Genomic DNA, 25,129 nt, shown 5'->3' with positions numbered 1-25,129 from the left:
GTTAATTTTGGTTTGGTTTATTTGTGTTAACTAAAAATACCACCAATTATTAGGGCTAACAAAACTTTTTTTGGCTAAAGCTGACACTATATTGTCTAAAATATTAGATTTTGGTTAAAAAGTTGCAAATTTAACAAATGCAACCACTTCTACTTGAAACCAACACCGTACAAAGGCATACGATTTTCGTTAAGGAAATCAATGTCAAAAACCTGAGCAACCCTGTTCATTTCCATAAAGAATATGAGATGGTTTTGATCACCAAAAGCAAAGGGAGAAGGATTGTTGGCGACAGTATTGAGAATTTTGAGGAAGGAGATCTGGTACTGATCGGCCCTAACCTACCACACGTGATGTACAATGACAAGTCCTACTATGAACCAGATAATAAGCAACCTGTATCTGCTATTGTGACTTATTTCAGAATGGATTGGTTAAATGAGGAGTTTATAAATTCCAAGGAAATACCACAGCTCCATGAATTATTGCAGGATATCGGACGTGGCATCCGTGTATTTGGCGACACTCAAAAACAGGTAATCCTCCTGTTGAAGGAGTTACTGGCCAGTAATGGATTGCGGAGAATTATCCATTTATTAAGCATTATCAATCTGATTTCAGAAACAAAAGAATATAAATGTCTTTCCAGTATCGGTTATACCAATCCACACAATCAGAAAGATATGCAGCGAATCAATAAGATTTACGCACACATCATGGACAATTTCACGGCAGACATCTCCCTGGAGACTGTGGCAACGCTGGCGAATATGACACCTTCGGCCTTTTGCAAGTATTTTAAAGGACGTACGCAAAAAACCTTTACCAATTTTGTAAACGAAGTTCGGATTGGGCATGCCTGCAAACTGTTGTTCAATGATCAGCTAAGTATGACAGAAATCTGCTTTCTATCCGGCTTTAATAACCTGACCAATTTCAACAGAAACTTTAAACAATGCACAAAAGTCAGTCCTTCGGAATTCAAACGGAACCTAAAGATTTAATAGATTAGCTGTCCTGTAAGAGCGCACTTCGTCCCCCATCTATCAAATAAGTGGTTCCGCTACTAAAAGCTGCATATTCACTGGCCATAAAAACACACCAGCCACCGATCTCTTCCGGTGTGCCCAGACGCTTTACCGGATGCAAATTAATGGTCCGCTGTTTTTCTTTTTCAGGCTCCGGAAAGGAATCAAACCAATCCTGATTTCCTGGTGTATCAATAAATCCGGGGGCAATTCCTACCGTTCTTATTTTTGGCCCCCATTCTATAGCGAGGCTCCTGACCAGACCGGTTAAAGCAGTTTTACTCACATTGTAAGGAAAACATCCGGGTATGGTTGCCGAAGCATGATTGGAGGTCATGATGATGATTAGCCCGTTATTTTGCTCCAGATAAGGTTTACACAATTTGGCTAATCGCCAATGCGAAGAGAGGTTCAGGTCCATATTTTGCTGCCATTCCGATTCCTCACAATCCAGGGCACCTTCAAAGAAGTTTTTCCCGGCATTAGAAACAAGAATATCTATGCGGCCGTTAAATTGCAACAGCACCTCTTTTAAAAAAGCTTCCATTTCGAGAGGTTGGGTAACATCGGCCTGTTGATACCATACACGGGCACCTTCCGCTTTAACCGCTTTTATAAAACATTTCGCCGCTGCACTATCTTGTTGCTCCATTGCACAGCCTGCAATAGCACATCCGGCTTTTGCCAGCATCTTCGCAACGCCAAAGCCGATGCCAGAAGTGACGCCACTGATCAGGGCAACTTTCCCTTTAAGATTGATTTCAAACATAGTTATCCTATTAAACCTAAACTCCTGATTAAACGTAAAAACCTGGTCTGGGCAGCACTATTCCCGGATGCTTTTCCATTTCTTCTTCAACCAAATCTACGCCAAGTCCGGGACGATCTGATAAATGCAAATGCCCGTCTTTAATCATGTCTTTAATCGGGTAGGTAATCACGGTATCCCTCCAGGGTACATCGTTAAACATAAACTCCTGACGGAAAAAATTAGGTACCGAAGCACAAACATGCGCAGAAGCCAGGGTAGACAATGGGCCATTGGGATTATGCGGAGCCAGTAATACATTATAGGCCTCCATCATGGTTGCCATGCGTTTCATTTCAGAAGGGCCACCGCAGCGGGTAATATCTGGCATGATGAAATCGCATACGTTTTTCTCCAGTAACGGACGGATTCCATGTCGGGTATAATGACGTTCTCCCACACAAATAGATACGTTAGAGGGAATTCTATCACGCATGGCTTTTAGGGTATCCGCGCTTTCCGGCCCTGCTGGCTCTTCGTACCAGGTGATATCCAGTTCGGATAAACGCTGCGCCATTTTCACGGCTACACGATAATTGAGCATGGCATGAGTTTCGATCATAATGTCGAAATCAGGCCCTACAGCCTCCCTAACTGCCTTACTTAAATCAAAAGCGAGGTCTTGCTGTTTGGTTGTCAGTTGAAGGTTACTCGAAAGGTCTTCTCCATACAGGTAGTTCGTATGCGCAAAGGGGTCGAATTTTAAACCGGTAAAACCGGCTTCTTTTACTTTTAATGCTTGTGATACATAGTCGGCGATGTTATGACCACCACCAGTAAACCAGTAATTTGCATAAAGTTGAATATCCTTGCGAAAAGCTCCACCCAATAATTCATAACAAGGTGTTTTCAATACTTTTCCTTTTAGATCAAGCAAGGCCATATCGATGCCACTTATGGCACACATACTGGCACCAAACGGGCCCATCCAGTTGAGGTCGCGATACAGCTTAGTCCAGATAAAATCGGTTCTCATTGGATCTAATCCAATAATGCGTTCGCCCACATGTTTTACAGCATTGTAAACAATCGGACTTCCCGGCCAGTTGGTCGCTTCCCCTACTCCGGTATGCCCGGTATCGGTATATATTTTCAAAAGCGTCCAGTTGTATTTAACGCCTTCTACCAGCCAGACTTTTACCTCAGTAATTTTCATTTCAACAGCGTTTTAGGTTTATTAATGGTTCTTAGGTTTATCAATTAGTTTAGGCTTACTAAACATAATGGCCGTAAGATTAGTGAAAATTTCCGATAGCCACCCGAATTACCAGCTATTTTCTTGTTTTAGGGCTTAATGAAAATTGAAACCCGTGCAGGTATGGGGATTAAAGATAACAAGAGCAGGCCGTATCGAGAGTTGTAATACGGCCACTCTGTTTTTAATTAAATTGGGGGGTTAATTAAATTCTTAGATTACTGATCGAGTCCTCAAAACTAGTGACTCTCCCTGGTTATTCTTTACGGGAAACCGTAAAACGATCAACAGGAGTACTATCCAATACCATGTCCAGCACCCCACCTTTGTTCAGTTCCTCAAATTTAAGCGACAGCTCAGTCAAAGGACGCCCATTAAGCGTTCCGCTTTTGATATAAGGATGATTTGGATCCTGTTGCTGAACTTTAATCAGGAAATCGTTTTTACGTAAGGTCTTAGGAAGTTTAATTCTTACCGTTTCAAACAATGGCGCACCGATTAGAAAAGAAGGTTCAGCAGCAGTCAGTCCTTTTACATCAAAAAGACCCATTGCAGCCAATACATACCAGGCACCTAACTGTCCCTGATCTTCATCCTGACCATAGCCATAACCATGGATGCCATCCGTCCCATAAAATTCATTGCAAATGGCCCTCACCCATTTCTGACTCAGATCTGCTCTTCCGGCATAATGGAATAACCAGGAAATATGTAGGTTTGGCTGATTTCCGTGGTTATACAACCCTTCAATTCCTGCAAAGGCATCAATATGCTTTCCTCCGCCAAACAAGTTCTGCCGGGAAATGGTAAAAATACTGTCCAGTCGATTGCTAAAAGTTTCTTTTCCAACCAGGCTAACCAACTCTTCCGGAGCATGAGGTACATAAAAAGTATACTGCCAGGCATTGCCTTCCTGAAAACCCCTCCAGGATTCGAAAGGATTAAATTTATCCAGAAATTTACCTGCTGCATCCTTAGGTCTGATAAATTTGGTAGCTGGATCATAGAGTAATTTCCAACCTTTGGAAAGTTTAGACAACTGTTTATAATCTGCCTGTTTGTCTAATGACTTCGCAAATTGTGCCGCAGCAAAAGAAGAAAAAGAATATTCTAAGGTATGAGAAGCCCCAAAAGGAGAACCTTGGGTATTGAGTTCCGGATTACCGCTCTGGTCTTTTACATAAGGAGAGTACCCCTTTTCCACAAAAACACCTACGTCGAGTTTCCCTGCTCCGGGAATACGGCCGGTAGCTTCCAGTTCATTTTTTCGTACCGCCTCATAAGCCAATGGAACATCATAATTGCGGATGCCTACATTGTAAGCAGCGGCAATGGCCAGTCCGGTGAAATTTGTGCCCACACCAGATACGTATTTACTATTCGCAATACCATCACCAAGCCAACCCGCATCTTTGTAAACTAACAACTGACTTTGTACCCAGTCATTATAATATTCGGGATAGGCAATCGCCCAAAGCTGAGTCAGGTTCCAGAATGCACCCCAGATTGCATCTGTATTGTAATGATGGTGCACAGGCTTGCCATTTTTCAATAAGGGAATCTGACCAATGCTGCCATCATTTTTAGGATAAGCACCATTCACATCATCCGCCAATCCTCTACCTAAAAGTGCGTGAAACAATCCGGTGTAAAACTTAATCCGATCTGGCAGCAGTCCGCCTTTAACCTCAATCCGACCCAATGCCTTGTTCCAGTTTTGAATCGCCTGATCTTTTGCCTTTGCAAAGGTTAGTCCAGTGGCTTCCTTTGTCAGATTCAGTTTCGCATTGGCTACAGAAGTATAGGAAAGACCGGTTTTGATGCCAATTTTCTCCCCTTGTTTTGTTTTAAACCTCAGGTATACGCCAGCTCCCTTTCCTTTTATCGTTTTTTGTCCTTCAAACTGCTGCTGGTCGATAAATGTGCCATAAGCAGAGGGCGTTTTATCCAGTTCCGCATAAAAATACATGGTCACATTTGCCCCTTCCTGATATTTCTGAACATAGACTGGTTTAGTAACCACATATCCATAGATATAACGCCCATCATAAGTTACCTGCGCATCCAACACCGGTCCGCTTTCGCCCATCTTGTGGCCAATGTCAAAAATCACATTGGCAGAATCCGTTTCCGGAAAAGTATATTGATGAAATCCCACCCTTTCGGTAGCCGTGAGTTCCGCTTTGATCCCATAATCTTTTAATAATACCCGATAATATCCGGCTGTAGCAAACTCATCGGCCTTATCAAAAGAAGAACGATATCCGGAGCTTTTATCCTGCAATTTACCGGGATAGGTTTTCAATTGACCAACAGTCGGTGCAAATACAATCCCACCAATCTGAAACTCATGGAAATTGGCAAAACCTTCTATGGAACGATGGCGGTCGTCGTAGCCTACCGCCTCCCATCCTGACGCGTTTCCTTCACTTCCATTGGTACTTGGCGCTAATTTGGCCATCCCAAATGGAACCGCAGCAGGTGTATAGAAAAAATACCGGCTATGCGCAGATCCGATATTCGGTTTCACATATTGAACCAGATCCTTTTGTGCATACAGTACTATTGTTTGCAGACTAATTAAGGACAATAAAAGAATTTTTTTCATCAGGGTCTAAGGTTTAGGTTCTACTCCTGCGAAGGCAAATCGCAGCAGCCAGGCACATTAAATGTACATACATAGTTTTCAAATATATTTGAAATCCGCCTGACTTTCAAATAATCGGGATAATAAACAGCTGTACAACTCATAGCCAGCTCAGGAAAGATAAAAAAACAATTGTTTAGGCGTAATATTTAAATTTCACTATACTTGTATGTACATACATTCCAGAACCAAACTCATGAATAGACGAAGCCTGTTAACCTACTGTGCCCTTTTCCCTCTTTCCCTGACTGCTTTTTCCCAGCAGCCACTGTATAAAGATGCCAGTCAGCCTATAGAGATCCGGACTAAAAATTTGATTCATAGAATGACCCTTAAAGAAAAAGTAGGTCAGTTATTGAGCCCGCTGGGATGGGAAATGTACGAAAAACAGGGAAACAAGGTCAAAGTATCTCAAAAGTTCAAAGACCTGGTTGCCGAAAAACAGATTGGCATGCTTTGGGCAACTTTCAGAGCCGACCCATGGACACAAAAAACACTGGCAACAGGTCTTAATCCCGAAATGTCGGCCGAAGCTGCAAATGAATTACAGCGATATATGTTAAAGAATACGCGTCTTGGGATTCCGATATTTCTGGCAGAAGAGGCGCCTCATGGTCATATGGCTATCGGTACTACCGTATTTCCAACGGGCATAGGACAAGCTGCGACCTGGAACCAAAACTTATTAAAAACCATGTCCGGAGTCGTTGCCAAAGAAGTCCGCCTGCAAGGCGCTCATATCAGTTACGGTCCGGTGTTAGATTTATCACGTGATCCGCGTTGGTCCCGTGTAGAAGAAAGTTACGGTGAAGACCCGGTATTAACAGGAAAGCTCGCCACGGCTATCATTACTGGTTTAGGCGCAGGAAAACTGGCTGATCCTTACAGTACCATAGCCACACTCAAACATTTTGTAGCCTATGCCATACCTGAAGGAGGGCATAATGGAGCCGCTGCCAGTGTTGGAGAACGCGAACTTCGGGAGTATTTCCTTCCCCCTTTTCAAGCTGCGGTAAAAGCCGGCGCCAGGTCTATTATGGCCGCCTACAACTCCATAGATGGTATTCCCTGTAGTTCCAACAGCTTCTTACTAACTGATATTTTAATTAAAGAATGGGGATTTAAAGGTTTTACCGTTTCTGATTTAGGAAGTATTGAGGGCATCAAGGGAAGTCACCGTATTGCCAGGGATTATACCGAAGCAGCTACACTTGCGATTTCCGCAGGTTTAGATGCAGATCTGGGCGGAAACGCTTACCCGAACTTGATCGCAGCAGTAGAAAAAGGAAAAGTGGAAGCGCGTTTTATTGATACCGCAGTCTCCAGGATCCTCCGCCTGAAATTCGAAATGGGCTTATTTGAACACCCATTTGTAAATACACAAAAAGCTAAAAAAGAGATCAAAACGAAAGAAAGCATCGGGCTATCCCGTCAGGTTGCCAGAGAATCGATCATCCTGTTAGAAAATAAAAACAGTATACTCCCACTGAAAAAAGGTTTGAAAGTTGCCGTAGTTGGCCCTAATGCAGATAATGTATATAATATGTTAGGCGATTATACCTCCCCACAGGCAGAAGGAAGCGTGATTACCGTATTACAAGGTCTCCGCTCCAAGCTATCGGATGCACAGGTTACCTATGTTAAGGGTTGTGCGATCCGTGATACTACTAATACCAATATCCCTGAGGCTGTCTCAGCTGCAGCAGCATCAGATGTAATCATCGCCGTAGTAGGTGGCTCTAGTGCCCGTGACTTTAAAACGGAATACGCCGCGACAGGTGCCGCAATTGCCTCTATAGAAACGGTCTCAGATATGGAAAGTGGGGAAGGTTTCGACCGCGCTACGCTGGATTTATTAGGCAAACAAATGGAATTATTACGGGCGTTAAAGAAAACCGGAAAACCACTTATTGTGATTTACATACAAGGCAGACCATTAAACATGAACTGGGCTAAAGAAAATGCAGATGCCTTATTGTGTGCCTGGTATCCTGGCCAGGAAGGTGGTGCTGCGGTTGCAGATGTGCTGTTTGGAGATTATAATCCAGCCGGGAGATTACCAATTTCAATACCCCGAAGTGTCGGACAAATTCCTGTGCATTACAACCGAAAAAGTCCATTAGATCACCGTTATGTAGAAGAGGAAGCGACCCCGCTCTATGCTTTTGGCTATGGTAAGAGCTATACCTCCTTTGCCTATGACCAATTAAATATTAGCAAAGCAGATCCGAATGGCAATTATAAGGTATCCTTTACCTTAAAAAATTCCGGAGCTTATGATGGCGATGAGGTTGTCCAGCTTTATTTAAAAAATCAATTTGCATCAACCTCACAACCCGTTAAACAATTGAAGAATTTCGACAGGATTACCCTCAAATCCGGAGCATCAAAACTGGTAGAATTTGTCCTGACCAGGGATGATCTGTCTGTCATTAATAAGGATATGAAAAAGGTATTTGAGCCTAATAGTACCTTCACTATCCTGATCGGATCAGGCGCTGATCAAATTCAACTACAAAAACAACTATAACCAAACATGAGAAAACATACACTTTACATTTTATCCGGTGCCTTTTTAGTATTCGGATGCCATTCGGAGGGAAAAGCGCAAAAACAGCAAGACCTCGCTGCCCAAATCCTTGCAGATTCCTCCTTAACCATGGTCGATAATCTGGCAAAAGGCATCATTAAAGAGGGCTTCAATGCTGGAAGCGGTTACTCTCAGATCTGGGCACGTGATTTTAATACCCTCATTGAAACTTCTCTGGATGTTCGTTCCAAAGAAGATGTTCGGGGAGCCATCCTGATGTTTTTTGCACTACAGCAGAAAAACGATGAAATGGTAGACGGTTATGTAGTCAAAAAGGATTTCACCTGGAACGATGATACCCCATATTACTCCGATGCAGCACCAAACCATGTTGGCTTTAAAAACACGGTCGAAACTGATCAGGAAACCTCATTAATCCAGTTAGTAGGAAAATATATTCAAAAGACGGGAGATGTTGCGATATTAAAGGAAGAAGTAGCCGGTGTCTCGGTACTAGCCAGAATGGAAAAGATGATTGCTTACCTGTTGCGCGAACGCTACAACAAAAAATACGGTTTACTTTGGGGAGCGATGACTGCCGATTGGGGCGACGTACAACCAAACGACACCTTTGGTTGCGACTGGAACGAACTGTCTAATGAAGCCATTGATGTGTACGACAATGCCATGTTCATGATTGCCCTGCAATATCTGATCAAAGTTGTGCCAGACCAACAGAAAACAAAGCAATGGGCCAAACTAGAACAAGACCTTCACAAAAACGTAAGAAAACACCTTTGGGATACAAAAAACCAGAAGTTCATCCCACATATTTATCCTGGAAAATCACCTATCCCCGCTGGATTTGATGAAAACGCGATCCATTACCATGGTGGCACCGCAGTTGCCATAGAAGCCGGATTGCTTTCTAAAAAAGAGATTGCAACAGTGAACAAGCAAATGGTAGAAAACGTAAAACTTTCGGGTATGCCTAGCATTGGTTTAACCATCTACCCGACCTACCCTGCTGGCTTTTTCACAGGAGGAATGGCCAAACCATATGTTTATCAAAATGGTGGTGACTGGACCTGGTTCGGCGGAAGAATGATCCAGCAGCTCATCGCCAATGGTTTTGTAAAGGAGGCCTATGAAGAGGTCCGTCCGATGATTGATCGTGTAGTCAAAAACCAGGGCTTTTACGAGTGGTATGGCAAAGGAAATATCCCTGACGGATCAGGTAAGTTTAAAGGATCTGCAGGTGTATTGAGCAAAGCAATCCTACAGTTCAAGGATTGGGCAGCCGCAAATCAACAGAAAACTAAATAAATACGGAACACAGTTATTTAAAATCTACATAATAGGTTAGTTATGTTTGTCGGACAGTAGTAAGCCCAGGCTTACTGCTGTTTTTTTACCCATAAAAAACGCCACTAACAAAACCCCTTATTTGATGACAATTCCGGCCTGCACCTGCTTCGGAAGCTTATATAGCAAAAACAACACCGCCAACAAAGCCAGGATATTTACCCCGGTTGCGCTCATATAAGCATCTACAAAAGCTGTTTTACTGGTTTCCGTTCCTAAAAAAGAGAAAAAAGTACCGCCTGTCAGGCCAATGCCCAGGGCAATTGCGGTCTGCTGAATCGTCGAATATAAGCCTGAAGCAGATCCGGCAAGATCTCCCGGAATACGCTGCAAAGCCAGCGACATAATAGAAGGCAATACGGCGCCACATCCCATGCCGTACAACAGCAACAGCGGATAAGAAAAATACCAGTCTAAGCTTGCCATATTAAAAAGAACCACATGTAAAACCAGGGCCGTCATCATCAGTAACACCGCTGCCTGGATTACCTTTTTCCCATGTTTACTGATCAACGAAACAGAACCTACCGCGCCCAAAACATAACCTATTCCCTGAGCAACAAATAATAAACCCGTCTCAGACGAACTCACATTTAAGCCATCCTGCAACAACAATCCTGTAATTAAAAAGTACGAATCCTGAGCAATGAAATAGAATAAGGCGATAAAAAGACCTATTGTAAAATCTTTATAGCTGAATAAACTGATGTTGATTAAAGTACTTAAACCTCTTTTCATTTTAACCTGTTGATCTTTCACAAACCAAAACAACAGCAGGAAAGAAGCCACTAAAAGTCCGATGCTCCATAAAGGCCAGCCCAGTTCCCTGCCTAGGATCAAGGGATACACCAGGCATAAAAGCGCCAGACTCAGCAATACCACTCCGGAAAGATCAAAACTGCCTTTGCGCTCTGTTTTACTTTCCTTTAAAAAAAGAAAGGCTGTATAAGTTGCAGCAATTCCCAGGGGGATATTGATCAGAAAAATCAGTCTCCAGCCATCCAGAGCCTTAAGCAGCTCATTTGAAAAATGTATATCCGGTAAAAAACCACCCAGAAACTGCCCGATTACAGAGGCAATTCCGGCAACACTACCGTAAAAACCCAATGCCTTAGCCCGCATGGTTTGGTCAGGATAAAGTAACTGAATATAGGCCAGACTCTGGGGCACCATAAATGCCGCACTTACCCCTTGCAGGGAACGCGAAATATTGAGTTGCAGGGGCGTTTGCGCGATGCCACACAGTAAGGAAGCAATCGTAAAACAGCACATAGAAATCACATACACCTTTTTCTTACCATAGAAATCTCCGGCTCTGGCACCCGTAATCAGAAACACGGCATAGCCCAATAAATAACCGGCAATCACCAACTGAATATCTGCATCTGTCGCATGGATATCTTTTTTAATGGTTGGAAGTGCTACATTTACAATAAAAATATCCAGGACGGATAGAAAAGCTGCCGCGGAAAGAACGTATAGAGACCGTTTGTTATTAATTTGACTGATCATAATTTAAGGAGAATTGAACAAGACAATACGCCTTGTTGTGGCCTCAAATATCCCCCGACTTGTAAACAACGGCAAGTAGTTAACAAAATGATACTTAGTATGGAAAACAATACCAATGCTTATAACCAGGAAGTTGTAAAAGACGAATATTCAACAAATAACTGTGCCGTGACAAATGCGCTCAAAATCATGGGCGGTAAATGGAAGATGGTATTGATAAAAATCATAGCGGACGACTGCGTCTCGAGGTTTGGCGAACTCAAAAGAAAGATGGACGACATTGCACAAACCACACTAACGATACAACTCCGGGAATTGGAGCGCGATGGGATCATTTGCAGGAAAGTTTATGCGGAATCTCCACCCAGAGTGGAATATAAACTCACTGAAATCGGAATTACCTTACTTCCGGTAATCCAGGTTTTAACCGATTGGAATGACAATTATTGCAACCTAACCAGATAATCAAAGCATCAGCTGGCAACCCTAAAAAACCGCTATGAGTATTCTACAATACCCATAGCGGCCTGTACTATAGCTTATTTAACAACTGTTAAATTCTCTTTTAACACCAATTCTCTACTCGAAGAGCCGATCATGATTCTAAAATCACCCGGTTCTATAACCCTCTTCATTTCCGCATCCAACATCTTCAGCATATCCGGTGTGATTTCAAAGGAAACGGTTTTAACTTCCCCTGCTTTTAAACTCAGTCTTTGAAAACCTTTCAATTCTAAAACCGGTCTGGAAACACTGCTCAACAGATCACGAACATACAATTGAACCACTTCATCACCATCATAAACACCCGTATTCTTCAACGTAAACGTAGCGGTTACCTGCTCCGACCCGGTCATACTTTTCTTACTCAATTTCAGATCCTTATACTCAAAGGTGGTATAACTCAAGCCAAAACCGAAAGGAAAAAGAGGCTCGCCACTTAGGTTATTGTAATCATCGCCCCTACCTGTTGGCTTATGGTTATACACCAGCGGCAATTGCGATTCATGAACAGGATAAGTAATCGGTAAACGCCCAGCCGGATTATAATCTCCAAATAAAGTCTCCGCCACTGCATTTCCCCCTTCTTCACCCGGATACCAGATATTCAATACCGCAGCGGCATCTTTAAGCCAGGAATCCATGGTTATTGCACTACCACCAACCAATAATACCACCACTGGTTTTCCGGTTTTCTGCATGGCCTGAATCAGCTGTTCCTGATTTCCAGGCAAACTCAATAGCGCGCGATCCTGAAATTCTCCTTCCTTTATGCCTGCTGTAACTACAATCACATCTGCATTTTCCGCCAGTTTAACCGCTTCGGCCAATTCCTTAGCCTGCTGATCAGCAACATCATAATTCCAGATCAATTTAATATGCGCATTACCTTTAGGCTCTTTAAACTCTATACGGATATCGTAAGATTTATCCTGATCAAAAGAAAAAGGAACCAACTGTGTATGGTAAGATTGCTTTTCCCATTGATCAATTGACAACTTCCCATCCAGATACAACCGAAAACCATCATTTCCTTCCAGACCAATCTGATAAGTCCCGGATTTTGGCGCTTTAATCCTGCCTTTCCATCTGATGGAATACTGATCTGTTGCCAGGCGTTTATCCGGAGAAAAAAGCGTCCACATAAAATCTATCTGCGGGTCTGTTTTAGCTAAAACAGGCGTACCAGTTAAGGTAAGGTTATCAAAATACTCGCCGAAAAGCCCCTGTGCAGTATCCGCTTTTAAGAATTGCGGAGCAACCGGCACATATAAAACCGGATTACGGCTACTACCCTTACTATAAGTCACATTCACCTTTCCGGCTCCTCTTTTCTTTAAGCCATCCACAATATTAACCGTACCATTTCCAGATCCGCTATAGCCACCTAAACGCCCCTCCACAGCATCTTCTCCGACTACCAGTATATTTTTAACGTTTTTAAGCGGTAAAACCGACTTTTCATTTTTCAGCAACACGAATGATTGTAAAGCGGCCTGTTTTGCAATTGCCTTGTGACTTTGATCGTCCACCGCTTTTTGAGCATCCTTTTCAGACACATACGGATTTTCGAAAAGTCCGAGTTCAAATTTGGCAGTCAACACCCTCGAAACTGCATCGTCTATTCTTTGTTGCGGAATGGAACCATCCAGAAAAGGACTAATAAACAACTTATAGTGATCAAATTCCGTTTGAAAAATCACATCCAGTCCTGCGATCATCGCTTGTCTGGTTGCCTCATCATAATCTGCGGCGGTATAATGCAATACATTGGCACCACCAACAGCCCCGGCATCAGAAATCACAAAACCTTTAAAACCCCATTCTGTCTTTAATTTTTGCGTCAGCAGATAGCTGCTGGAAGTAGCAGGTGTCCCATTTACCGTATTGTAGGCAGTCATCAATGAGCGACTTTTCCCTTGCTGGATCGCCGCTTTAAAGGGTGGAAAATAAACCTCCTCCAATAAGCGTTCGTTAAAATGAATCGGGTAACTGTCACGTCCGCCATCGCCAACATTGGCCACAAAATGCTTAGGTGTGGTGATGATATTCTGACTTTCAAAGGCCCCGATAAAAGCCAGTCCCATCTGAGAAGAAAGGAAAGGATCTTCGCCGTAAGTCTCTTCTGTCCGCCCCCAACGCACATCAGAGGCAATATTGATCACAGGAGTTAAAATATCTCTGATTCCCCTTACTTTGGTTTCCTGAGCAATCGTACCAGCCACCTGCCCCATCATCGTTGGATTAAAACTGGCAGCAAGCGCAATGGCCTGCGGAAAAGCAGTAGCTCCCTTTCTCACCAAGCCGTGAAGCGCTTCATCAAATGCAATAATAGGAATCCCCAAACGGCTTTCTTTAACAAAATAACGCTGTATCGCATTGATCTTTTTAGCCAGGGTATAGGCATTTTCTTTGCTATTGTAAGTCATCATTTGTCCGGCACCGCCACCACCCTGGGAAACCGCACTCACCTGCAATCCGAAAATACCGTTTTTATAGCGGTTCTTATCTACCCCGTCCAGGTCACCGGGAATCATGAACAACTGCCAGAATTTCTCTTCGGGAGTCATCCGGGATAATAAATCACTGACCCTTTTCTCAATCGGCGCAGCAGGATTTTTATACAAAGGTTTAATTGTTTTTTTAGGAGCAACTGCGAGTGTGTCATTTGCTGATGCAACACTAAACAGGCCAAGCAGAACAGGCAACAATGCCACTCTAATCATTATAAACTTCATCAATCAATTTTAAATATTAAAAACACAGGAAAAATAAAACACACCAGGACTAGTCAGCTGGACTAAACTCAAAAGACAATGCCGCTTGCTCCAGGTTAAGACCCGCTGGAAGCACCACGGTAGTTGCACCATCCACTGTATTCCATTTCAGTTTTTTGCCATTAGCAACCATCGTCATTGCCGTACCTTTTTTAGGTGAATTTCCAGTCCAGCTAACCGTACCAGCCGGTTTCTCCCCCTCCGTCAGACAATAAATCGCATAGCGTTTTTTTCCGTCTTTACTCTGGGTAAACCAGGTTTGTCCGCTGTGGTAGTTTTTAGTAATCCGGGTATTATATATAGCCTTTCCATTTTTAGAAGTCCATTCCCCGATATCATTCAATTTAGTAACTACCGCATCAGGTAAAGTACCATCCGCCTTAGGCCCGATTCCTAAAAGCAAACTGCCGCCTTTAGCTACAATTTCTACCAATTTATGAATCACCACATCTGCGGTTTTATACTGATCATTGTTCACAAATCCCCAGGCACCGCCTAAAGTCATGCAGCTTTCCCATGGATAATTTAACTGCGTATCCGGAATCTTTTGTTCCGGTGTCTGGTAATTTTCATACGGTCCATGCACGGTTCTGTCTACCATTAATAAGCCTGGCTGTGCCTTTCTAGCCATCCGGGCGATGTTAGGCATATCAATATCCTGGCTCCATTTTGGAATATTGGCACCCCAGGAAAGCACTTCTTCATTGACCGTTTCCAGTGGTCTTACCCAGCCGCCATCCAACCATAAAATATCGACGCTGCCGTACTTCGTCATCAGTTCTTCCAGCTGATTGTAGGTAAATGATTTATACTTATTCCAGCGCCATGGGTTCTTATTGATGTCATAATTGTTATTACGGTCAGCAGTGGCATATTTAGACCACCAGTAATACTGAGAATGCCAATCTGGTTTAGAGAAATATGCACCAATCATAAAGCCTTCTTTCCGGAAAGCATCAAATACATATTTGGCAACATCAGCTTTCGGGTTACCTGCAAAAGGGCCTTTAGCGATACTAAAATCAGATTCTTTCGTATCAAACATGGCAAAACCATCATGATGTTTCGTCGTAAAAACAAGGTATTTCATGCCCGCATTTTTACCCGCTGTAGCCCATTGTTCGGGATTGAATTTTACCGGATTAAACTCCTTACTTAAACCCCAATACCATTTTTTATAATCATCATAAGAAGTTGTGCTATCCCTGTCGATCCAGTCTTCAGAGCAAATCGACCAGGATTCTATCATCCCCGGAACAGCATATAATCCCCAGTGTACAATCATCCCAAATTTTTGATCCTGCCATTTATTCAGTTTCTGTTTTACCAGCGGATCTTTCGGCCATTCATAAACCGTTGATTGCTGATGCACACCATTTTCTTGTGCCATTAATTTGGTGAAAGCACAAACCAGCAAAGCCGCAATTACAATTCGTTTCTTCATTTAATTTATATAGTTTAGGTTTAGGTTCTCCATATCTCCATCGTGTCTGTTGCTGCGGATCAGATCATCAGCGCCAAAACACTCATAAGCAAGAAATTTCCCGTTAAGATACACGCAATAGCTTAGATTTCATACTGGTAGATTAAAAATCAACACACAATACTAAAACTATTTAGTCATAGCACAGGCTAAACTCAACAAGCGGGTTTAGCCCGTAAAATTAACCTTACCTAAATGGTAATTTTAAAAGGATTCAGTAGTTTAGGCCGATCAATCTTTTTATTACAACACAAAGAACCAAATGGAAAGCAGAAGAGATTTCATTAAAAAAGCAACACTATTAACCGGCGCACTGGGCATGGCAGGAGTTTTACCAGCCTCCATACAAAAAGCAATGGCCATAAACCCGACCCTGGGAAGCACTTATCTGGATGCAGAACATGTGGTATTTCTGATGCAGGAAAACCGGTCTTTTGACCATGCCTTTGGTACCCTAAAAGGAGTAAGAGGTTTTAACGACCCTCGTGCAATCGCCTTACCCAACCAATATCCGGTATGGCTGCAAAGCAATAAAAAAGGAGAAACTTATGCCCCTTTCCGCTTAAACATTAAAGATACAAAAGCCACCTGGATGAGCGCCCTTCCCCATTCCTGGGAAAATCAAGTCGACGCCCGCAACAATGGCCGCTACGATGGCTGGCTGGAAGCGAAAAAATCCGGCAATAAAGAATATGAGGATATGCCTTTAACCATGGGCTATTACAACCGGGAAGACATTCCTTTTTATTATTCCCTGGCGGATGCCTTTACCGTTTGCGACCATAATTTTTGCTCTATTTTAACAGGAACAAGTCCTAACCGTTGTTTCTTCTGGACCGGTAAAATCAGGGAAGAGCAAAATGCAATTTCAACAGCACACCATTCCAACGGCTATATCGATGGTTCAGAACGCGTATCCTGGAGCACCTTCCCGGAACGTTTATCGAAACATGAGGTCGATTGGAAAATCTATCAGAATGAACTGAGCGTAGGCGTTGGTCTGGAAGATGAAGAAGACAGCTGGTTGGCCAATTTTACCGACAACGACATGGAGTTCTTCAAGCAATACCATGTTAAAAGGCATCCGGAACATTTGATTTACCTCCGCAAAGCGAAAACTCAGCTGGAAAACCAATTGAAAGAAAAAGAAGATCCTAAACTTCAAAAGAAACTACAATTTGTCACCAAAGAAATCGAATTCCTGGAATTGAACCCACTCGAAAAACTGAGTCCGGAGCAACAGGATTTACATAAAAGAGCTTTTGTCACCAACAGGAATGATCCGGATTTCCATACCCTGGAGTCCCATACCTACAACGACAAAGGCACCGAAAGAACCGCTAAAATCCCGAAAGGCGATGTATTGCACCAGTTCCGCAGCGATGTGGATGCCGGCAAACTACCAACCGTTTCCTGGCTCGTTGCCCCATCCAATTTCTCCGATCACCCGGGAGCCCCGTGGTATGGTGCCTGGTACCTATCAGAAGCCATAGACATTTTAACCAAAAACCCGGAAGTATGGAAAAAGACCATTTTCGTCCTTACTTATGACGAAAATGACGGTTATTTTGACCATTTACCTCCATTTGTAGCGCCCAATCCAAATGATCCGGCCAAAGGAAAAATATCCAAATCATTAGACAGTAGCGCAGAATATATTTATAAAGGCGAAAACAGTAAAAGAGAAAGTGCCGTCGGACTCGGCTTCCGCGTACCTATGGTGGTGGTTTCCCCATGGTCAAGAGGCGGTTATGTCAACTCGCAAACTTTCGACCATACCTCTTCCATTCAGTTTCTGGAACATTTCCTATCCCATAAAACCGGTCAGAAAATCCACGAAGACAACATCAGCTCCTGGAGAAGAAGCCTTTGTGGCGATTTAACCTCAGTTTTCAGACCCTATAACGGAGAAAACATCCCATTGCCAAAAACAGTAGAAAGAATGCCGTTCTTGGAAAGTATTCACCAGGCCAAATTCGCTAAACTGCCGGATAACTTCAAAAACCTGGATCAGGCAGCCATTGCAGGAATCCTGAAAAACCCAAAAGGAAACCCCAATTTACCGAAGCAGGAACCGGGGATTAAACCGGCAAATGCCATCCCTTATGAACTATATGCCCATGCAGCGCTCGATCCTACCAACAAGCAATTAAAGATCGATTTCCATGCCGGAAACAAGTTCTTTGCTGATCAGGCAAAAGGCGCTGGTTTTATCGTTTATACAGGAGATAAAAACTGGGATTTCACCGTAGATGCAGGGGATACGATAGATTACCACTGGCCATTAGCAGATTTTGAAAAGGAAGCTTACGACTTAAAAATCTACAGTGCGAACGGTTTTTACCGCAGGTATACCGGTAATGCCAATGATCCGGAAATCGAAATCGCTTTAAAATATCAGGCTGAAAAAGGCGGCACTAAACCGAATGGAAATGTGATGCTACACATCAGACGCTTAACCAAAGGCAACCCGATTAAATTAGCGATCAAAGACAACAGCTATAAAAAACCGGTGATCAATGCGGTGTTAAACAAGAGTCAGGAGGAAATATTTATCCCAATCGACCTTAAATCAAGCCATAGCTGGTATGATTTCACTGTAACTACGGATAAAAACCAAGCCTATAGCCAGCAATTTGCCGGCCATGTAGAACATTCCAAAGAAAGCTTTACAGACCCATTAATGGGGAGTATATTGTAACCAAACAGCCCATACAAAAAGCCCTTAGATCAAATGATTTAAGGGCTTTTTACTGGGGTTATATATTTTATTGATCGGTATTAGGGGTACAATCAGAGTTTAATGGAAAGTTCCAGGTGTCCTCCCAGACCTAATTCTACAATTTTCTTTAGCGTTGAAAGACGAACTTCCTTTATATTATTCTCAATTTTTGAGATATAGGATTTAGTTGTTCCAACTTTAGCCGCGAGCTGCTCTTGTGTTAAGCCCTTCTCTATACGAGCTTCATGAATTAATGCACCAATTTTAAAACTCTCATAACCAACCTCTAGTACATCACGTGTCTGAGTGCCTGCTTCACCGTAGTGTTTATCCTTGAACTGATCCAAAGTCATGATATTACTTTTTGCCGCTTTCATATTCCTCCTTTATTTTAATTGCCCTTTCTATTTCTTGTTTGGGTGTTTTTTGAGTCTTTTTTTGAAATCCATTCGCCAAAACCACCAATTTTCCCTGGTCAAAAAAACAAAATATCCGAAAGATATCACTCCCTTGTTGAATACGGATTTCAAAAAGTCCATCCGTATTTTCCAGATGCTTGAGATACGTCTCAGGAACTCTTTGAAGCTCCTCAATTAAACCCAATGTCCAGATTATTTTATCTTTTACTTTATCTCTTTGTTTCACAAAAAAATCTTCAAAGTAGTCTTTGTAAAAGATTACAGTTCGGTGCTTAGTTTTTTCAACCACAATACAAATATACAAAAGTTGCCCAAAAGTGAAACACAAATTCTTAACTTATTACTATACAGTTATTTTCCTACCGGAATTAACCGCACATTCTTCAAATTCATCACCCCGATCCCTGGTTTCGTCAAAGCCTTCACAGAAACGGTATTTACTCCTTTCTTCGCCAGCACGACCGTACCCAATTCCCAATCCTGATACTCATTCCAGGTAGCACCTGTTCCTTTTACTACCCCAGACAATGTACTGTTTCCGGCAGTCAGATTAATCGTTGAACCCGCAGATACATCCGTACAAGCCCTGCTTAACACCACCTTATATTTACCTGGTTTTGCCGTATTAATTTTCCAGGAAACCCGACCATCGAGCTCAGTCCAGCTGTATAAAGTAGCCTGTTCGCCAACAGAAAGCGCCACACTACCGGCCAATACCGCATCTCCGGCATTCAGCTTATACGAACCATCTCTTTCCGCAAAAATCCCTTGCGAAGCCAAAGAAACTCCTTCTACCTCCAATTGTATCACTGTTGCCGCATTATCTTTGAACCGTTTATCGCTAACATCCACAAAAATACCACGCTCATTAACTTCCAAAGGCAAAGCCGTTTTTGAAGCATCCCCAAGGAAAAACGCTTTAGGCAGACTTCCGGCATTCGGCGATAACGGAATATGCAGCTTATTATCCTCCGGCCAGTTGAACACATGCAGGAAAAACTTGCCGGGCTTAGTGGTAATCCTCCCCCAGTTTACCCTGCCAATGGTATTCGCTCTGGAACCATAAATCGCCTCCCCGTTTACGCGCATCCAGTCGCCGATTCCGTCCATTAAAGCGATACTTTTTTCCGGAATCGTACCATCCGCCATAGGCCCCACATTCAATAGGTAATTCCCTCCTTTAGAGATAATATCGATCATATTGATCACCAGTTCCGACTTAGTATGCCATTTCTGATTGTTCTTACTATAGCCCCAGGTGCCGTTCATGGTCATACAAGACTCCCAATCCATCCCTTTAAAACCGGTCTCCGGAATAAACTGCTCGGGAGTTACCAGATCACCATGCGCCCTGGTAAACTCACTATTGTGTTCAAATGAATATAAACGGTTGTTCATAATGATATTTGGATGGCGTTTTTTGACCATCGCCACCAAATCCTTTGCCCCCCATTTTTCCCCCTGAATTTCCGTAGAACTATAATCCCACCAAACCAGATCAATAGGTCCGTAATTGGAAAAGATCTCTTCGGCTTGTTTGTGCATATAGGCTACGTATTTCGAATTGTCGCGACCATCATTTTTCACACCTGCCGGTGCCGGCATCCCATGCTCCACATAAGCATCCGGATGGTGCCAATCTACTAAAGAAAAGTAAACCCCAACCCTTAAGCCCTGCTCATGTAAAGCATTAACGATTTCTTTAAAAAGATCTCTTCCCGTCACATCCATCCCATCAAAAGTTGTCGTTTTACTATCATGCAAAGCGAAGCCCTCATGGTGTCTGCTGGTAAAAACCACATAGCGGCAACCTGCATCTTTTGCCGTTTTCGCCCATTCCCTTGCGAAATCTTTTTTCGGTTTAAACAGCGGAATCAGCTGGTCCGCATACTCCTTAGCAGGCACATTTGCCATACTCTGAATCCACTCTACACAACCCTCATAATCTTTCCCGTTCCATGCTCCGGCGGCCCCGCTATACAATCCCCAGTGAACGAACATCCCAAAATGGGCATCCCTAAACCATTCCATTCTGGCATCCCTCAAAGATTCCGGTTCATTCGCATTACTCGCTAAACCACCATCCTGCTGTGCAAAACTGGCGGCACCTGTCAGCAGCAAACTGCCCAACAAGCAACTTTTCAAAAATTTAAGCTTCATTTCTATGTGTGTTTCTGGTAATGAATATATTTCTCTGGTCAATAAACGGGTATCAAAATCTGACACCCGCTAAACGTATTCGGATAAACAACAACTATCTTCCACCAGGCACAATTGACCCCGGCAGCAACACTTTAAAAACATCAATTGCCCTGGGGTCCGGCTTATAATACGACTGATAATAGATCACCGTCCCCGCTTTCCAACCCGAAATTACCGTCTGCTCTTCTTCCGGTTTCAACACCACCATTTCCGTCTTCCCATCCATGGCCGTGAAAGTAATTTCCGTCTTCACATTTCCGATATCCGGAACCTCCCAGTAAATATTTACCGCCTTGGAATCCGCATTATAATCAGTCCGGTTGACCGGCCTGTTGAACAGATTCTCATTATAAATTGGCCCGTAAACAATGGCATTATTCTCTTCCACATCTACCGACCTATTCCCCTTATTGTCAAAAGAATTGATCACAAACGTATAACTACCCTCAGAAAGATTGTTGATCAATGCTTTCACCGTGTCTTTCGGACTGTGGGAAACCTCCTTAATCACCATAGAATCCAGTCGGTTATTCCAGTACACCACATATTTCGACACCCGTTGATCCGGACTGGAAGGCCAGGTGAGCAACAACCGCTTGTTCCCTCCATAATGAGCCACCGCCGTATCTATACCCGGATAGATCTTCTCCCCTTTGGGGATAAAAGATTTGTATTCATCCCCCTTATCGCAGGCGCTGAAAACCACAGCGATGGTGATCAATAAATAAATTATTCTTTTAATCATGATGTTATGCTTTTATAAAAATCCATATAATTAATTACCGCCCCAGAACGTCAGTTCCATCATATGCAGCTTCCCTGAATTGGACCAATTCTGATGACATTCAAATCGGATATAACGAACATCCGGTCCACCAACAGGAAAGATATACTCCTCTCCGGCTTTCGCATAAGCCACATCATCCGCAGTATTGGTACCTAGCGGACTCTTAGAGGGCTTAATCGACTCACAATCCATTAATTTCACCCAGCCATTATAAGACCCATCCTGATTAGGATTCACACTTCCCCACATCGTCCATAACCTAGGATTTCCCCATTGATACAATAAGTCATCATGCCTTTGCCACATTTTAAAACGACTCAATTTAGTCACTACCCCCAAATCAAAAGTGATCCTGATGGGCATCGGAATCCCCTCAATAGAATGATATCCAGTATCGAATTTATTGTCCCAAAGTCTGGAAACCACCCAGCCATATTCCGGCGCATTATCTCCCGGCAGACTAAACTCCCTATACTTCGTTTTATCCAGTAGTTTTTCGAAAATCGGGTTAAGTTTCACCCATAGCGTGTCCGAATAATTGTTGTATTTATCGCGTACAAAAACCCCGAAATCTCTGGATAGCGTATCAAATCCCCTGGCCACTATATTGCCTTCCTCCGCAGAGGTATACAGCGTTTCTGCAGGGTAAAACTCATTATTTTTATTTTTGGTAATGATAGAAATCGCCACATTAGATTTCGTTTCATTGGTAAATGCAGTACTGGTACCTCCGAAATCACGCAACAGCTTTAAGCTGGCAAAAACATCACGGAATGGCGGTGTTTCTGGCTTCACCACCACAACTACCGGATCCGATTTCTCTTCTGAAGAACTGACCGCATACAATTTAACCGTATACTCACCCTCCGTATTAAACCCATCTACAACCAACTGATTGTTATAAACAGAAGACTTCGCCTGTCTGGTTTTATGCGTTACTTTATTAATCTCGTACTCCGCCATAATGTACAATGGAGTTCCCACACCAACTTTAGGAAGCACATAAGTAATAGTGGCACCTCCTTTAAAGTTATCGATGGTCACATTGGTCACCTGACCAGGTTTACCAGCAGCAGCATTGATCGGCATCTGCGTCTCTACTTTAGCACAGGAAGCCAGTAAAAGCAAGGCTGATAGCAGCGAAACAGCCATTGAGCTATATTTTTTGTATTTCATTTTTTATCGAATTAAATAACCTTACCAACCTGGATTTTGCACCAGGTTCTTATTTGCAATGATTGAATTTTCTGAGATCGGGAATAGGTAATCCCGTTGCTTAAATACTCCCTGATGCAATACTTTAACCCGGTAGTACGTCTGATCAGTCGTTCCAAGTATATTCCAGCCTGTAAAAGGTTGATTCAGATAATCAGCTGCCGTTTTCCAGCGGCGAATGTTCCAGAAACGTTTCCCTTCCAGGGCCATTTCTATTAAAGATTCCCTTTGCAACGCAATCCTAAGTCCTTCCTTTGTACCCGGTTTTCCAGCTCTGATCGAATGGGCCGCATACGACGCAACAATCCCATTTAAACCCGCTCTTTTACGTACCAGATCGATGTATTTATAGGCCTCAGCCGATGGTCCCTCAGATTCATTTAAGGCTTCCGCATACATCAGGTACAATTCTCCCAGGCGCATTACCGGCCATGGGTAACTAATTACCGTATAAGCACGGGTGTCCGGATTAATGGAGTTGGCATAATTCACTAGTTTTTTAGGAAAATAACCACTCGGATTATAATTGGTAGAGTTGCCAACACCTGCGGTTTGTCCTAGCTTATGCTGTACATAATAAGGATTTTTATCGTCCAGCTGACCGCTACCATACCACACACCACCATCAAAACCAAGATCTGCATAAAAGCGGTTCTCCCGGTCAAAGTTGATTTCAGCAGTGCTTACGCCTACCTTAATATTATACCGGTCACTTTCTACCGCGACCCTCAGCTTCGTTAACCGTTGCGCGTAATTAAAAGAAGGATCTTCTTCAATAGGCACCCCATTTTTACTATAAAAAAGATCCGCCATTTTGATTGGAACTGCCAGATTTTGATCTATACTTTGTATAAATCCTACAGGTGAAAGCTGTGCCTGTGCATTTTTCTGGAAACCATGACCATCATCTGTGGTATACGAATTTGAAGCAGCCCATATGATTTCCGAATTCCATTTTTCCGTTACCGCAGCACGAACACTCATCTGAGTTTTCGTTTCTTCCGACAAATCATAGGTATTGATCCTTGGTTTGTAATAATAAAGCGCCAATCCATTTCCGGCACAATTGTCGATTGCAGCTTTACAAGCAAACTTTGCTTTCTCCCATTTCTCCGGCATAAAAGTAGGATTGAACAACTGAAGACCCCTTTTATCTTTAAAACCAGCATAATCCGGATTGCCGTTAAACAACGGACTCGCCATTGTCACCAATACCTCCGCTTTCACACTCAGGGCAATCCCCCTGGTGATTCTCCCCAATTCAGAAGCCTCACTCATCAATCGATTTGGAAGATCAGGACTCGCTTCATCCAATAGGGAAACAATGTAATTTGTGACCTCATCCACAGGATCTCTGTACACCAAAACCTCTTCTATAGAACTGGAAATAGGTTTATTAACCTTGATGATCGGAATAGGCCCATACATCCTCAACAACCAATAATGGTAATAGGCTTTCAGAAATTTGACCTCCGCAATCCACCTTTTCTTCTCTAAATCGCCCAGATCATTCACTTTATTGATATTCTCAAAAAACACATTACAATTCCTGATGGCCTGAAAATAAGGGACACCTTTAGTCCCGCCATCCCAGTAATTAGCATAGGGAGAAACGATATTTTGTGATCCAGTGGGGATAGCGAACAGCTCAGTATCCAGGTTACCAGAGAATAATGCCGGATAAATCACCGCAAATTCATCACTAGCCATAATACCTGGATTTAGTGCAGGGTTCCCTAGTTTCGGCAAAAAACTATAGCAGGTAAAAAGGTATTTTTCGGCTTCATCCCTACTCCTGAAAGCATAATCAATAGTCGCCACATTATCCGGAACTACATTCAGGTACTTCTTACAGGAAAACAGGGAAATCAGCAGAACTAAGGAAAACAAGTATTTAGTGTTCTCAAATTTTTTCATGTACGTATTGTTATTCATCAT

General features: G+C 42.9%; 17 protein-coding genes. 5 read left to right on the top strand and 12 right to left on the bottom strand.

Features of this window, described 5'->3' with window-relative positions:
- Positions 1-137 precede the first annotated feature (137 nt).
- Positions 138-1,004, top strand: a complete 867-nt coding sequence (locus tag R2Q66_RS11125) for an AraC family transcriptional regulator (RefSeq protein ID WP_316748858.1) — start codon at positions 138-140, stop codon at positions 1,002-1,004.
- Positions 1,005-1,008: 4 nt separating this feature from the next.
- Here the strand turns inward: R2Q66_RS11125 and R2Q66_RS11120 are convergent, their stop codons facing one another.
- From R2Q66_RS11120 to R2Q66_RS11110, 3 genes are all read right to left on the bottom strand, one after another.
- Positions 1,009-1,797, bottom strand: a complete 789-nt coding sequence (locus tag R2Q66_RS11120) for an SDR family NAD(P)-dependent oxidoreductase (RefSeq protein ID WP_316748856.1) — start codon at positions 1,795-1,797, stop codon at positions 1,009-1,011.
- 28 nt (positions 1,798-1,825) lie between these two features.
- A complete protein-coding gene (locus R2Q66_RS11115; protein ID WP_316748854.1) occupies positions 1,826-2,992 on the bottom strand; it encodes a mandelate racemase/muconate lactonizing enzyme family protein in 1,167 nt (388 codons plus the stop codon).
- Between the two features lie 295 nt (positions 2,993-3,287).
- Positions 3,288-5,639, bottom strand: a complete 2,352-nt coding sequence (locus tag R2Q66_RS11110) for a GH92 family glycosyl hydrolase (RefSeq protein WP_316748852.1) — start codon at positions 5,637-5,639, stop codon at positions 3,288-3,290.
- 235 nt (positions 5,640-5,874) lie between these two features.
- On the opposite strand from R2Q66_RS11110, the gene R2Q66_RS11105 reads away from it, so the two are divergent.
- Both R2Q66_RS11105 and R2Q66_RS11100 read left to right on the top strand, forming a co-directional pair.
- Positions 5,875-8,208 (top strand): glycoside hydrolase family 3 N-terminal domain-containing protein, encoded by a 2,334-nt coding sequence (locus R2Q66_RS11105; protein ID WP_316748849.1) that lies wholly within the window; start codon positions 5,875-5,877, stop codon positions 8,206-8,208.
- 6 nt (positions 8,209-8,214) lie between these two features.
- Positions 8,215-9,534, top strand: coding sequence for a hypothetical protein (locus R2Q66_RS11100; RefSeq protein WP_316748847.1), 1,320 nt, complete (start codon positions 8,215-8,217; stop codon positions 9,532-9,534).
- 117 nt (positions 9,535-9,651) lie between these two features.
- Here R2Q66_RS11100 and R2Q66_RS11095 read toward each other — a convergent pair whose 3' ends face one another.
- Entirely contained in the window at positions 9,652-11,085 is a 1,434-nt protein-coding gene (locus tag R2Q66_RS11095) for an MFS transporter (RefSeq protein WP_316748845.1), read from the bottom strand.
- 99 nt (positions 11,086-11,184) lie between these two features.
- On the opposite strand from R2Q66_RS11095, the gene R2Q66_RS11090 reads away from it, so the two are divergent.
- The gene (locus R2Q66_RS11090) at positions 11,185-11,550 is read left to right on the top strand and encodes a helix-turn-helix domain-containing protein (protein ID WP_316748843.1); all 366 of its coding nucleotides are present in this window, start codon (positions 11,185-11,187) and stop codon (positions 11,548-11,550) included.
- A gap of 74 nt (positions 11,551-11,624) precedes the next feature.
- Here the strand turns inward: R2Q66_RS11090 and R2Q66_RS11085 are convergent, their stop codons facing one another.
- Together R2Q66_RS11085 and R2Q66_RS11080 are read right to left on the bottom strand one after the other, a co-directional pair.
- Positions 11,625-14,324: a glycoside hydrolase family 3 N-terminal domain-containing protein gene (locus tag R2Q66_RS11085; protein ID WP_316748841.1), complete on the bottom strand. Its 2,700-nt coding sequence runs from the start codon at positions 14,322-14,324 to the stop codon at positions 11,625-11,627.
- Positions 14,325-14,373: 49 nt separating this feature from the next.
- On the bottom strand, positions 14,374-15,807 hold the full coding sequence (locus R2Q66_RS11080) for an alpha-L-fucosidase (protein WP_316748839.1): 1,434 nt from the start codon (positions 15,805-15,807) through the stop codon (positions 14,374-14,376).
- Between the two features lie 301 nt (positions 15,808-16,108).
- On the opposite strand from R2Q66_RS11080, the gene R2Q66_RS11075 reads away from it, so the two are divergent.
- Positions 16,109-18,547, top strand: coding sequence for a phosphocholine-specific phospholipase C (locus R2Q66_RS11075; protein WP_316748837.1), 2,439 nt, complete (start codon positions 16,109-16,111; stop codon positions 18,545-18,547).
- A 92-nt stretch (positions 18,548-18,639) separates the two neighbouring features.
- On the opposite strand, the gene R2Q66_RS11070 is transcribed toward R2Q66_RS11075, so the two are convergent.
- From R2Q66_RS11070 to R2Q66_RS11045, 6 genes are all read right to left on the bottom strand, one after another.
- Positions 18,640-18,945 (bottom strand): helix-turn-helix transcriptional regulator, encoded by a 306-nt coding sequence (locus R2Q66_RS11070; RefSeq protein ID WP_316748835.1) that lies wholly within the window; start codon positions 18,943-18,945, stop codon positions 18,640-18,642.
- The gene (locus tag R2Q66_RS11065; RefSeq protein ID WP_316748832.1) at positions 18,926-19,213 is read right to left on the bottom strand and encodes a type II toxin-antitoxin system RelE/ParE family toxin; all 288 of its coding nucleotides are present in this window, start codon (positions 19,211-19,213) and stop codon (positions 18,926-18,928) included. Before R2Q66_RS11065 ends, R2Q66_RS11070 begins: the two co-directional genes overlap by 20 nt.
- A 125-nt stretch (positions 19,214-19,338) precedes the next feature.
- Positions 19,339-21,147, bottom strand: a complete 1,809-nt coding sequence (locus R2Q66_RS11060) for an alpha-L-fucosidase (protein WP_316748830.1) — start codon at positions 21,145-21,147, stop codon at positions 19,339-19,341.
- A 94-nt stretch (positions 21,148-21,241) separates the two neighbouring features.
- Positions 21,242-21,934: a DUF4998 domain-containing protein gene (locus R2Q66_RS11055; RefSeq protein WP_316748828.1), complete on the bottom strand. Its 693-nt coding sequence runs from the start codon at positions 21,932-21,934 to the stop codon at positions 21,242-21,244.
- Between the two features lie 30 nt (positions 21,935-21,964).
- Positions 21,965-23,152, bottom strand: a complete 1,188-nt coding sequence (locus R2Q66_RS11050) for a DUF5000 domain-containing lipoprotein (protein ID WP_316748826.1) — start codon at positions 23,150-23,152, stop codon at positions 21,965-21,967.
- A gap of 21 nt (positions 23,153-23,173) precedes the next feature.
- Positions 23,174-25,108: a RagB/SusD family nutrient uptake outer membrane protein gene (locus R2Q66_RS11045; RefSeq protein ID WP_316748824.1), complete on the bottom strand. Its 1,935-nt coding sequence runs from the start codon at positions 25,106-25,108 to the stop codon at positions 23,174-23,176.
- Positions 25,109-25,129: the final 21 nt, after the last annotated feature.

Origin of the sequence: Pedobacter gandavensis, assembly GCF_032677645.1 — a bacterium.
In the GTDB taxonomy this organism is placed as follows: domain Bacteria; phylum Bacteroidota; class Bacteroidia; order Sphingobacteriales; family Sphingobacteriaceae; genus Pedobacter; species Pedobacter gandavensis_A.
Note: the sequence above shows the minus strand (reverse complement) of the source record. Positions and strands in the feature narration are given on the sequence as shown.